General features: G+C 35.1%; 10 protein-coding genes and 1 tRNA gene. 7 read left to right on the top strand and 4 right to left on the bottom strand.

The annotated features are described in order from the left end of the window. Positions 1–59: 59 nt before the first annotated feature. Entirely contained in the window at positions 60–1,232 is a 1,173-nt protein-coding gene (locus tag CG11_RS21875; RefSeq protein ID WP_052598975.1) for an OmpA family protein, read from the bottom strand. A 705-nt stretch (positions 1,233–1,937) separates the two neighbouring features. Here CG11_RS21875 and CG11_RS21880 point away from each other — a divergent pair. Continuing rightward, positions 1,938–2,984, top strand: coding sequence for an alpha/beta hydrolase (locus CG11_RS21880; protein ID WP_052598976.1), 1,047 nt, complete (start codon positions 1,938–1,940; stop codon positions 2,982–2,984). A gap of 138 nt (positions 2,985–3,122) precedes the next feature. Here CG11_RS21880 and CG11_RS21885 read toward each other — a convergent pair whose 3' ends face one another. The 3 genes from CG11_RS21885 to CG11_RS21895 form a co-directional block, all read right to left on the bottom strand. Continuing rightward, positions 3,123–4,007: a nucleoside phosphorylase gene (locus tag CG11_RS21885; protein ID WP_052598977.1), complete on the bottom strand. Its 885-nt coding sequence runs from the start codon at positions 4,005–4,007 to the stop codon at positions 3,123–3,125. Between the two features lie 149 nt (positions 4,008–4,156). Beyond that, positions 4,157–5,002 carry an ion transporter gene (locus tag CG11_RS21890; protein WP_052598978.1) on the bottom strand — a complete coding sequence of 282 codons (846 nt, stop codon included), beginning with the start codon at positions 5,000–5,002 and terminating at the stop codon, positions 4,157–4,159. 90 nt (positions 5,003–5,092) lie between these two features. After that, a complete protein-coding gene (locus CG11_RS21895; RefSeq protein ID WP_052599055.1) occupies positions 5,093–6,718 on the bottom strand; it encodes an acyl-CoA carboxylase subunit beta in 1,626 nt (541 codons plus the stop codon). Positions 6,719–7,173: 455 nt separating this feature from the next. On the opposite strand from CG11_RS21895, the gene CG11_RS21900 reads away from it, so the two are divergent. The 6 genes from CG11_RS21900 (at position 7,174) to CG11_RS21925 (ending at position 12,677) form a co-directional block, all read left to right on the top strand. Then, a complete protein-coding gene (locus CG11_RS21900; RefSeq protein WP_052598979.1) occupies positions 7,174–7,905 on the top strand; it encodes a DUF434 domain-containing protein in 732 nt (243 codons plus the stop codon). 178 nt (positions 7,906–8,083) lie between these two features. Beyond that, positions 8,084–8,171: transfer RNA gene (locus CG11_RS21905), tRNA-Ser, on the top strand. 729 nt (positions 8,172–8,900) lie between these two features. Beyond that, entirely contained in the window at positions 8,901–10,019 is a 1,119-nt protein-coding gene (locus tag CG11_RS21910; protein ID WP_052598980.1) for a hypothetical protein, read from the top strand. 2 nt (positions 10,020–10,021) lie between these two features. Then, positions 10,022–10,702, top strand: coding sequence for a hypothetical protein (locus CG11_RS21915; RefSeq protein ID WP_052598981.1), 681 nt, complete (start codon positions 10,022–10,024; stop codon positions 10,700–10,702). Positions 10,703–11,107: 405 nt separating this feature from the next. Then, positions 11,108–11,644 (top strand): dCTP deaminase, encoded by a 537-nt coding sequence (dcd, locus tag CG11_RS21920; protein ID WP_052598982.1) that lies wholly within the window; start codon positions 11,108–11,110, stop codon positions 11,642–11,644. Positions 11,645–11,684: 40 nt separating this feature from the next. Then, positions 11,685–12,677: a DUF6438 domain-containing protein gene (locus CG11_RS21925; protein WP_052598983.1), complete on the top strand. Its 993-nt coding sequence runs from the start codon at positions 11,685–11,687 to the stop codon at positions 12,675–12,677. The last annotated feature ends 8 nt before the right edge of the window (positions 12,678–12,685 follow it).

The following is a 12,685-nucleotide window of genomic DNA, read 5'->3' on the forward strand; positions in this document are numbered from 1 at the left end:
GTAAAATTATTACTCTTAGCTCCTATCTATTTATAAGACGTTGATAATGTCTCTATATCCTATTGCTCAGCAGTATCTGGTTTGACTGCTTCTAATGTAGTATTTTTTACTTTACCAGAACACAGTACTTCTGCTTCAACTCGGCGATTCATTTCGCCACCATTTTTATATTGAATCAATGGTTGCGCCCCTCCATGATGAATTGTAATGATACGATTGGCATCAATTCCTTTGCTCATTATAGTGCGCTTTACCGTAAATACACGCTTTTGAGAAAGTTCTAAATTTTTGAAAGCATTTCCAAAAATATCTGTGTGACCATGTAATACAATTTTTGCTTTGGGATGAAAAGTCAAATAATCAACAATCATGTTAATTGTTTTCATCGCTTTTATACGTCCCACAAATTCAGCTTTATTATCATGAAAATAGATATTGGAAAGAATCACACGCTCATTGCAAGCTAAATCTTCTATAGAAGCCATTTTTTTAGGCATATAATCAATCGGTTCTAGCGATTTTGCCAAAGGATTTTCAACTACTTGTTCCGTTTTATTTTTTTTGTCAAAAGTAGATTCTTCGGCTAACGTTGTTGCATTATTAATATCTGGATAATTAACCTTTTCTTGTTGACTGTAAAAACGTTGGATAACTGCTTCCATTTGCGTTTCTGTCCCTAAAATTTTGCTATCCTTGGTCTTTAGAAGAATATCATTGCAATTGAATCGTTGTGTCCCATCTTCATCCAAATCACCTCCTATCAAATGCACTGTTCGTACAGAACGAGGCATCATTTCAAAGTGCACTTCACAAGTAATTACATCTCCCTTTTGAGCATTTACTTTTTGGCTTTCGTTAGCTGCCAGCTCTACAACTTTCGCCTCGTCGTTTAATCGAATATTTTTAACTGTTGCAGCTCTAGTAATTGTATAAGCTGAAGAGGTTTCTGAACGTGTCGAAGTTGTTAATTTCCAAGATTGGTCTTTGCCCGCACCATAAAAGCCGACTATGTCATTGTCCGCATTGGCTACATATCGAAAAAAAACCACCATATTGTTTTCAGTGTAATCTATTTTGGAGATGAGAAAATCATCTGATAAAGTTCGGTATTTAGGCAGATAGTCGGTATAATCTGCTTCTGATGTTTGAGGAGCGGCATTTGCTTGGGACAGGCTACATAACAACAAGCCTAAAAAGCAAAAAACTGTTGCAAATCTGCTATGATTTCTCATTTTAATTACAAAGTTTTAAAACTATAAGGGGAAGTAATAATATCTTTAATGCTCTTTTCTATGTCCAAGATACACTTTTTTTTAAAAACTTGTTAATACTTTGACAATTAGTTAAAACATACTTAAATTTTATATCCTTAAAAATCAAGGTTTTTTGCCCCATTATATTGTTTAGTTAGTCAGGTATAGAGGTGATTTATATGACATATAACATTTTGTTATAGCAAAAAGTTTTCATTTAGTTGACACAACAGGTTTTGGAACTTAAGATACAAACTTATTTCGGCGATTTAGCTCGTATAAAATTAACTTTTGTAGACACATTTCTCAATATGTGGACTATTGGGGTAGCGTTTTGAGCTTATCTCCGATTGCAACTATAAATAATAAAAAACTTTGTTATATGTCATATTTACCCTCATGAACTCAGCACATAAACCAATAACAATCAATTAAAAACCAACCCATTGACAACTAAATTTCAAAAAGCATATTAAGAAACAAATAAACCTAGCACTAGTGGTTATTATTAAATTTATCATTTATTAACATTTGTTTAAGTTCAAAGTTTTTCCTAATTTTATCCGTCCGCTTTCAATATCTCACCATCCCCTCACCAATACTAACCATATTCCTACTTTCAATATCTATCCTTTTTTTTCCTAACGAAGGAGAAAGGGGAATTTTTTAATCAAAAAAAAGAAGATGGCAACAGTACAGGCGAAGATGGCAACTTTTTTCTTGCGAAAGTTAAAAAGTCGTGCGTTTAAATTAATGGACAATCACACCGTTTTCAGGGCAGAAAAAGAAAAAATTTTCAGCCGTGTTCCTTGTCCTAAATCAGTCAAAGTCAAATACTTCAATATAGAGGGAGTAGAAGCCGCACGATTTATTCCAAGAAAATCAAAATATGCCCATAAAATCGTTTTGTATTTACACGGAGGTGGATATACTTCTGGTTCTATCAAAAGTCATGCTGGTTTAATTGGCAAAATCGCTTCTGAGACAGGTATTCCACACATTGCCATCAATTATCGTTTAGCTCCTGAACACACCTATCCAGCAGCATTGAATGATGCCATAAAAGCTTACTTATGGTTGATAGAAAAGGAGCATTTTAATCCCAAAGACATTATCTTGATGGGAGACTCAGCAGGTGGTGGTCTAACATTGTCAACATTGCTAAAAATAAAAAAAATGGGTTTAGAAAATCCTCTAGCTGCTGTTGTTATATCTCCTTGGACTGACTTAACTGTTTCTGGCGATTCTGCCCTTTCTAACCCAGAAAAAGATCCTATTTTAGACGTTGCCAAAGCAAGAGAATGGGGACAATGGTATGCAGGAAATACGCCTTTAGAGCACCCTTTTGTCTCTCCTTTATTTGGTGATTTGTCTGATTTGCCTCCCATATTAATACAGGTAGGGACAGAGGAAATTTTATTAAGTGATGCAGTGCGTTTTGCCGCATTTGCTGCCATGAAAGATTCCGATGTGACCTTAATGATAGAAGACGGGATGTCTCATGTATGGCATTTTTTCTGGCAATATATTCCTGAAGCTAAAACTGCAATTCAAAATATTGCTCAGTATTTAGATAAAAAAATCACACAACAGGAACCCATCAACGAATGGCAAATGATGCGCACAGAAAGTTCTAATTCTATAGGTCGTAGAACAGCAACTGTTGCCAAACTTTCTTATGAGGCTTTTAAATTGGGCAAAAATGTTTTGAGAAAGAAAATTTCTAACTAATCCGACCAAATTAGCCATACCGCTAACTATTTGCGTGATATATCAAAAATATAGCCGAATGACCATAATTATTTGATCATTCGGCTATAAGTTTTTTGTCTTAATATTTTGTTTATTATGTATGGGTAGTAAGCTCAACTACGCTCCTAAATATACTTCAAAGAACGAACGAATCAGTTTCTTTTCCAATTCCTTTGGTGCTGTTGCAAAAGCTCCTGTTGGGCGGTTGGCAAGGATAACATTCAAAGCCAATGCTTTGTGCCCCAAGACACTTGCTAGACCATAAATTGCAGATGTTTCCATCTCCAAATTTGTTACATTTAAGTTATCATAAGAAAATGGTTCCAGCAAATCAAACAATTCAGGCACAATACTCTCCGCTCTAATGGTTCTATTTTGTGGCGCATAAAATCCAGTTGCAGTCGCCGTAATTCCATGTTTCCATTCTGGTGCTTGAAACAAATCAATCAATGATTGAGAAGCACTACTGTAAGTTGGAGGAATTGGAAAGTCGAAATTTAAGTTATCTAAAAAAGCATTAAAATCTCGCTTCAATCCCTTCGTTCTCTCATTGAGATACTGTTTATAAAAGAGCATCAAACCATCAAATCCTATCCCATAATCCGCTACAACGAAACTTTCTACAGGAATATCTTTTCGGATAGCTCCAGAAGTTCCTAGGCGAATCAACTTCAAAGCCGTGTGTTCTTCTTTAAAAGTCCTAGTTTTGAAATCGACATTTACCAACGCATCCAATTCATTGACTACAATGTCAATATTATCCACTCCTATCCCACTAGCCAAACAGGTAATTCTTTGATTACCAATTCGTCCTGTTGTGGTAATAAATTCTCGTTTCTGCTTTGTCAATTCAATAGAATCAAAATGCGCAGCTACTTTTTTTACTCGCTGCGGGTCTCCAACGAGGATAATTGTTTCTGCAATATCTTCTGGACGAATTCCCAAGTGGTAAATACTTCCATCAGGGTTTATAATCAAATTGGCGTCTTTTAATGCTTCCATAGTTGTCTATTTCTATCTATTTTATATTCTCTACAAGGAGAAAAATTAATATTTAGGTCGTCTAAAAACCTAAACCTCTAAAGATAGTAAAGAAAAAACGTTGCGACAAGAAAAAATGAACATAGATAGTCCTGTACTATTGAAATGCCTTAAATCTGTGGCGGAGACTTTTTCTGCTCCTCCAACAAGGTTAAAATGCGATCTACTTTATTTTCTAGTTTTTTTACATCTTCTTTAATCATCCCTACCTGCTCTTCCAATTCATCGTTATTATCACTAACCATCGCGTCAACAAAAATAGAATTGACAATTGACAACCCGATAACACCTCCAAAAACTAGTATTACAATAAAGTACAACTTGGTAAAAAATGCCTGTAATAGATTTACTTTCCCACCTTCAGCAATAGCTTCAGGAATCGCATTCCAACCTTCTATTGTAAACACTTTGAACATACTATAGTAGGAAACAATAGGGTCACCAAAATATTCAGGTGCAATATTTTGATACATATAGCACGATAAGATGGACATGATAAACACAAAAAGAAAAAAACCTATCAAGACCATAAAAGAAGCACGCATTGCTTCTCGTATGGAATTAAAAATATGCTCTACCTGTGGAAAGAATTGTATAAATCGGAAGAATTTGAAGACTCGAAAAACTCTAAACACCAGTAAGAAACCAATGTTTGCCGTTTCATAATCAATAAACATTCGTGCAACTAAAGGAGGCAACGATAATAAAATTAAGGCAACATCAAATTTATTCCAAGTAGGTTTTAAATACTCTCTTAACCCAAAATGGCGCCCTTTAACAAGCACCTCTACCAAAAAACAAAAAGAGATAATATCATCAATCAACATAAACAGATGATGCGCCTCTACTCCTATTGTTTTAATTGGAAAACCTTGTAGAAAAATAATCACAGCATTGATAGAAATCAAGGCAAGAATTATCTTGTCATTTAGAAAGATTTTTTTTAGTAGATTCATAAACGGATTATAAGGATATTATAAATGCTGATGGTGAACTATTTACAAATAGTTCACCATCAGAAATTTAAAGTGCTGTACTTTCAAAATCTAAGTCTGAATAATACCTGGATTAAATTTCTCTACAGGTGCATTATTAGCAGCTTCGATTCCTTGAGAGATCACAAAACGTGTTTCTGTAGGGTCAATAATAGCATCTACCCACAAACGAGCAGCCGCATAATACGGTGTTGTTTGCTTGTCGTAACGATCTGTGATTTGATCCAACAATTTCTTTTTCTCTTCTGGTGTTACTTCTTCTCCTTTTGCTTTTTGAGAAGCAGTTTGTATTTGGAGCAAAACCTTGGCGGCTTGCGAACCACCCATAACGGCAACTTTAGCTGTTGGCCAAGCAACAATCAAACGAGGATCATAAGCTTTGCCACACATGGCATAATTTCCTGCACCATAAGAATTTCCCATGATAACAGAGAACTTTGGTACCGTAGAATTAGATACAGCAGATACCATTTTTGCCCCATCTTTAATGATTCCACCATGTTCTGAACGAGTACCAACCATAAATCCAGTTACATCGTGCAAGAAAACTAAAGGAATTTTCTTTTGGTTACAGTTCATAATAAAACGAGCTGCTTTATCAGCAGAGTCAGAATAAATCACTCCACCAAACTGTACCTCGCCTTTTGCGCTTTTCACGACTTGGCGATTATTAGCAACAATCCCAACAGCCCAACCATCAATTCGAGCATAAGCACAGATGATTGTTTTTCCATACCCTTCTTTGTATTCTGTAAATTCAGAATTATCCACCAAACGCTTTATTATTTCTTTACTATTGTATGGTTTAGAACGCTCTGCAGGTAAGATACCAAAAATCTCTTTAGGATCTTCTTTAGGCAATTGTGGTGTTTCTCTAGAAAAACCAGCTGTTTCAAATGTTCCAAACTTATCGACTAAATCTTTGATGGTATCCAAGCAAGTCTTATCATCTGGCATTTTATAATCTGTTACACCAGAAATTTCGCTTTGAGTCGTAGCCCCCCCCAATGTTTCTTGATCAACCGTTTCTCCAATAGCAGCTTTTACCAAATAAGGTCCTGCCAAGAAAATAGAGCCTGTACCTTCTACAATCAACGCCTCATCCGACATAATTGGCAAATATGCCCCTCCAGCTACACAACTCCCCATAATAGCAGCAATTTGAGGAATACCTTGGCTTGACATTTGAGCATTGTTGCGAAAAATACGCCCAAAGTGCTCTTTATCGGCAAAAATCTCATCTTGCATAGGCAAGAAAACACCTGCTGAATCCACTAAATAAATAGTTGGCAAGCGGTTTTCCATCGCAATCTCTTGAAAACGCAAATTTTTCTTTCCTGTAATAGGAAACCATGCCCCTGCTTTTACGGTAGCATCATTCGCAATAATCATACATTGGCGTCCACGAATATATCCAATACCACCAACAACACCCCCTGCTGGACAACCACCATAATCTGCATACATCTCATGCCCAGCAAAAGCACCTATTTCTAGAAATTCTGTATCATCGTCAATCAAATAATTGATGCGCTCACGGGCTGTCATTTTACCCTTTTTGTGTAATTTATCAATTCGCATTTGACCTCCGCCCAAACCAATGGTTTTAAGCATACGACGCATTTTAGCAACCTCTAGTTTGTTTGTATCTTCGTTTCTATTAAATTCTAAGTCAATCTTTGTAGGTGTTTCCATATTGTATGATTATAATTGATAGTGTTTTGTCATTTAATGATTTATCTTATCTTGACCGATAATTCTATCATTTTATTTTTGTACAAACCTCCAATAGTTCTAAACAAACATACGAAACTGACTATCAAACCAGTTTAAGATGCTTTTGGTATTTTTCATCTATCAAATGAATACTTTTATTTATTGAATAAATAAAAAACAAAGAACTATTAAATTTCAATACAACTTAATTTTTATGGTTGACAAAGATAGAATTTTTTGTGAAAAAATGAACAGCTACACGGTATAATTTCTAGAGCTTACTTTGCTCTTAAAAGGAACCTTTTTAATGGTTTTCGAGTTATTTCATCCAAATATTAGCAATTCTTTGCATTTAATACTGCGCTACTACTGCGTGGTCGCTCGGATTATTACAAACAATAAAACAATACCCTATCATGAAACATAGAGGCAAACATTCTCAAGACAATACTAATTTTGCTCCCAAATGGCATCCTATTTTTGCAGCGGCAGCAGGAGATTTGTCTTTTTTACTTGGCAAGCAGTATGGCGAAAAGTCCGCCTTGGCTTTGGTTGGCAACCGTTATCAACTGAATAAACGCCAACAAAGAGCCTTGAGTTTGATTACTTGCCCTTCTGACAAACTCTATACTCGCTCTCAAAAAGCTCTTCTTCCGCAAGCTTTAAACAACCAATCTGTAGCTATTGATGGGTATAATTTATTGATTACAATAGAAGCGGCTTTATCAAAAGGATATATTTTGGTTGGTCAAGATGGCTGCTATCGAGATATCGCAAGTGTACACAGCACCTACAAAAAAGTCAATGAGACCATTCCTGCTTTGCTGTTAATTGACAAAGCACTCAAAGAACTCGATGTAAAACACGTTCAGTGGTATTTTGATGCGCCCGTTTCTAATAGTGGTCGATTAAAAGTATTACTCTATGAATTAGCAGAGAAAAATAAATCTAATTGGGATGTTGACTTAGTCTTTAACCCAGACTCTACACTTATTGAGAAAGAAAAAATTTGCATTACAGCAGATAGTTGGATTTTAGATGAAGTAGGAGCTTATTTTGATTTGGCTAAATACATTATCACAAAAGAAATAACGGATGCACTTGTCTTAGATTTCTTCTCCTCCACTACGTCTCTCAAACCTGATTAAAAAAACTTAAAAAAAATCAAAAAAAAATTCAGGATCTATCTAACTGATTCTGAACAATCAACAAGCAACCTCAAAAAAAAACTTAAAAAAAAGACACATTTTTTCTTCTAAAAATTTGCAAATAAAGAAAACTGCCGTATATTTGCATCGCAGTCAACGAAACGGCTACTAAAAAAAAGGAAGTTTGGCAGAGCGGTTGAATGCACCAGTCTTGAAAACTGGCGTGGGTTAATAGCCTACCGGGGGTTCGAATCCCTCAACTTCCGCACGATAAAACCGTAAGTAATTCACTCGAATTATTTGCGGTTTTTCTTTTTATTTCCCAGTCTATTTTCTAGCATCGTCTATCTTTTTAGCTTTCTTATTCTATTCAAGAATAAACGACTTACACCCCTCCCTAAAAGAATTTTTCTTTTTCAATTATTTCTACTATCCTTTATGAACAAAATCCTCCCTAAAACAGTTACAATAAATAACTGCACCTTAAAGTAGATGCTAAAAAATAAGGCTATATTTTATCTTTCTGGACGATTACTAAAACAAACACATTGGTTTTAACCTACATGATTATTCTTATCAATACATTTTACTGATTGTTGCTAATACGAATTGAGTTTAAAACATTTCAATAAATTCTAATTTAGTTTTTACTTTAACAACAATAAAATCATCATGTTTACTGAGTATAAAAAGGTGGGAAGCCATGTATTCCAAACACACATTCGTCCCCCCAGTCTAAGCGTATTATCTCCTGTCAGTTATGCTGTTATCAAACGGGAAAGTTCCCCCAAAAAGGTATTAACCAATTCAGCAACTTATTCTACTAAAAAATACCTATCAATCGTGTCTTTTATCTTAAAAAGAGCCAGATCCTATCCGTCACAAAAAAATAAGTTAGCGTTAAACTTTTATTTATTACTTTCTACTCTGCCCTATTTTTCGGAAATTTAGTCGACCAATTCTTCAATCCTTTTTCATTTAAGTCTTTAAAATTTATGAATTTAAAACACATTTTTAATAGCTTTCTTTTTACGCTCCTGTCTATTATTTGTATGAACACCCTACAAGGTCAAAGTATAAAGCCCTATAATAAAGCTTTAATATGGCGAGGCTTTGAGCATCAATGGACCTACAACCATCGAATTAATAGAATTGGCAGCCTAGTTTCGATGCAACAAGATAGTGGATACTGTGTACATTATAGCGCAACAGGCTTGGGCTCTGATAGTACCTTTGCGACAACCCATTATACTTATGTAGAATCACCAAATGTTTTTTTTAAAGAAACTGAGATCAAAATATTGGTTAATGGACATGAAGGAGACTTATTAACAAAAACGGAAAACATTTATTTGGATTTAGATAAATGGATGCAAGGCAAATCGCATTATGATGTACTTGTCAATGGTTTTGAAGTAAAATCAATGACCAAAGCAGACCAACTTCAACTCCTCCATTTTTTGGTAGAAGACCCCCTGTACATAAAGGAAACAAAACAAATTTATCTAACAGCTAATTTTAATTTGGTTACCAACTGTAGAACACTTGAATGCGAGCTTTTTAAAGATCAAACAGCCTATGAACTTACGCTACATTTGCTGGTTATTGGTTTTGAAGAAGATGCAGGAGAAATTAGAAATTCATATACTACTAGAAATTATGCTTGGGATATTGCTGTAGAGGTAGAAGACGTTAGCAAAGAACTCACTATTCAAGGGCAAAAAGATGAATATCCTACTGCTTGTGTCGGCATCAAAGGATTGGGGATTGTATTAAATGAGGAACATTGGCTCTTGCAGTTGGATAATTACATCACTCCTCTAGATTACAACGAAGAAAATGGACAAATGCGCAGCCATGTCAATATGAAAGTTATTGCATGGAACAATGGAATGGAAAATTTTTCTGTAGCTCCCTTTAAAGCTGAATTTGCAAAACGAAAAAGTGGCTATGCTATGCTAGATACGAATCCTAGTTTAATTCAGTTTTCTGATGCTAAAATCAAGCATGGGCAAAGCAAAACATCCTTGTATTGGCGTGGTAGAAACAAAAGCTCTGAGGCTCCTGAGGCCGAAAGCATCAAAAACATTACTAAACATTTAAATTTCGATTAAATATGAAAATCATTCTATCCAATTCTCTAATGCTGCTCTTGCTTTTTTTCATAAGTACTTCTAGCATTTTCGCGCAAAAAAATGGTGTGAGTGGTTATGGACATACTGAAATTTTGTATGTCGGTTCTGAATTATCTGGAGATGTCTATCTTGGTGCTGGTGGTGGTATTGTTGTTAACGACAACTTCCAATTTGGAGTATACCTGAGAGCTCTTAACAAACCTTATAAGTACGATTTATTTGAATCAAATCCCGATAGTTTGTTTGGCAAAAACAATCATCCCTTTTCTCGAAATGATTTTGCAATTTCTAGTAGTGCTAGTAATATCGAAACAGGTGTTAATGTTGGTTTTAATGTGATGCCTGACAAACCTTTTCAAATTACATTTAATGGAATGTTAGGTCTTAACACGGTATCTTTCAGTGAACTTACTGCCATCGAAGACCCTAATAATTCTATAGGGGTCATTTTTGAAGATGATTTGTATACTATGTTTGGACTCAATAGCTCCTTGGAAATAAACTTACAAGTAAAAATTGGTGGATTTCTTAAACTTGGAGCCAAAGGAGGATATCATTTTGCAATTATAAATGGGGAAACACGCAATGGCAATCTGCTCAAAAGTCCTGCCATGTTTTCAGGTCCTTATGTGGGCGCTAGCGTTGTATTTGGTAGTTTTTAGGCTGAGTCTCTTTCTGCAAATCGTAGAAAAAGTAAGGATACAATCAAGATTTTTCAGCAGAAAAATACTTGTAGTTTAGTATATCTACGGCTTCTTTAGTCGGCAAGGAATTAATTATTTTAATTCCTTTTGGCTTTTTTTTGCATAGCTGTTGAGAGTTCTTAAATTTGCCTCGTCTAATGGAACGCTTTGTCAACTTACAATACTTTGTGACAAAATCGTATCCGTTAAACTACACTACTACTCGGTGGTATTTCAAGTTGATTACCATCAAAATCCTTTTAAACGCCCAAAACATAAAACATTTATAATCAACACCAATACAAAGATACTTTTTTGTTTTTGCAACAGCAAAGCGAAAAATCTATGCAGTACTAAACTTACACATTACTATAATAAACAATCATGATATTATCAGATAAGGAAATACTAAAAGCAATTGAAAATAAAGAAATTGTAATCGAACCTTTTGACCCAAATTGCTTAGGTACTAATTCTTATGATGTACACTTGGGAAAATATCTAGCCACGTACAAAAATCGTGTTCTAGATGCCAAAAAGCATAATGAAATTGAATCTTTTGAAATTCCAGACGAAGGTTTTGTCCTTCAATCAGGAATGCTTTACTTGGGGGTTACCGAAGAATACACAGAAACACATAATTCTGTTCCTTTTTTAGAAGGAAAATCTAGTGTTGGACGTCTGGGGATTGATATTCATGCCACTGCTGGAAAAGGTGATGTTGGTTTTTGCAACACTTGGACATTAGAGATTTCATGTACTCACCCTGTTCGTGTATACAAAGGTATGCCTATTGGGCAATTAATTTATTTTATGGTACATGGCGACATAAAAACGTATTATAACAAAAAGCAAAACGCAAAATACAACGAACGTACCATCCGTCCTGTGGAGTCCATGATGTGGAAGAACAAGTTCTAATAGGAACTCCTTTTGCTTTATTCTTAATTAATATGCGTCCATGACCACTTTTCTTGTTATTGTTGGTACTTTTCTTCCTTTTTTGATAATTTTTGGAATTGTCATTCGAAAAAGTGCACGCATTCAAGAAAAGTTGCAACGCTTGGAAGAGGAACGCAACGAGTTGCAAGACCTCAACTCATTGCTAAAAATAGAAAAAGCAGAACTCCTAAAAAAACAAGCTCAACTAGATCAAGAACTTAGCTTAGCGATACAAAATAATAGCCAACAACAAGAAGCACTAGAGTTGTATGCTACTCGACAAACGGAATTTCATATTATTAAATTTGGGCGAATTCCAGCTTGGGGTAGTCCTTCTTATAGTATTTCGGTAGATGCCTTGGGCAATGTCCTTTTTCATGGAAAAGAAGCGGTTCGGCTAATTGGCTTTTTTCAGTGGAAAATTTATAGGAAACGTATTCATAACCTTAATAACATTATCAAAAAATCAGGCTTTTTCGATATCAAAGAGCCTTCTTTTAAAAGTTCTATTGATAATATTTCGGGTGTTGTCATTGAAATTTATCTCAAAAATGGGTTTCACAAAAAAATTACTTACGATCATGCTGCCAACTATCCTATAGACTTAGGTTTTTTGGAACGAAAGTTAGATATTATCTTAGGCACTCAAAAGCTTTGGCTTTATTGGGATCAAAATGTTGTACAATTCTCTATTAAAAGAGGGCTTAACTACAAAGTTTCTTTTATTCTAAATCAAGGCTTGCTCTATACCATTTTAGGGGAAGAGTACTTTAGTGATGCGTATCAAGATGGCTGGGAAAGCCTCAATAAATTGGTGGTAGAATATGAGCACTTATTCTCAGAAGCAACCAACTATTCTTACCAAAGACACCCTCGTGACACGATCTGGGTAGAACTAGAAACTGGTTTTCGCTTTTTAATTCTCCCTGACAAACACAAAGAGCTTTACCATCGCTTTGCTAAAATTGTTGAAGATTACGGCAATGAATTGCAAAGCAAGACCGAAAAGTAGGCTAAAGG

Origin of the sequence: Aureispira sp. CCB-QB1 (assembly GCF_000724545.1) — a bacterium.
In the GTDB taxonomy this organism is placed as follows: domain Bacteria; phylum Bacteroidota; class Bacteroidia; order Chitinophagales; family Saprospiraceae; genus Aureispira.

Excerpts from the sequence above, each read along its gene's own strand:
- CG11_RS21875 (WP_052598975.1), bottom strand. The coding sequence starts at position 1,232 with ATGAGAAATCATAGCAGATTTGCAACAGTTTTTTGCTTTTTAGGCTTG.
- CG11_RS21880 (WP_052598976.1), top strand. The coding sequence starts at position 1,938 with ATGGCAACAGTACAGGCGAAGATGGCAACTTTTTTCTTGCGAAAGTTA.
- CG11_RS21885 (WP_052598977.1), bottom strand. The coding sequence starts at position 4,007 with ATGGAAGCATTAAAAGACGCCAATTTGATTATAAACCCTGATGGAAGT.
- CG11_RS21890 (WP_052598978.1), bottom strand. The coding sequence starts at position 5,002 with ATGAATCTACTAAAAAAAATCTTTCTAAATGACAAGATAATTCTTGCC.
- CG11_RS21900 (WP_052598979.1), top strand. The coding sequence starts at position 7,174 with ATGAAACATAGAGGCAAACATTCTCAAGACAATACTAATTTTGCTCCC.
- CG11_RS21910 (WP_052598980.1), top strand. The coding sequence starts at position 8,901 with ATGAATTTAAAACACATTTTTAATAGCTTTCTTTTTACGCTCCTGTCT.
- CG11_RS21915 (WP_052598981.1), top strand. The coding sequence starts at position 10,022 with ATGAAAATCATTCTATCCAATTCTCTAATGCTGCTCTTGCTTTTTTTC.
- dcd (WP_052598982.1), top strand. The coding sequence starts at position 11,108 with ATGATATTATCAGATAAGGAAATACTAAAAGCAATTGAAAATAAAGAA.
- CG11_RS21925 (WP_052598983.1), top strand. The coding sequence starts at position 11,685 with ATGACCACTTTTCTTGTTATTGTTGGTACTTTTCTTCCTTTTTTGATA.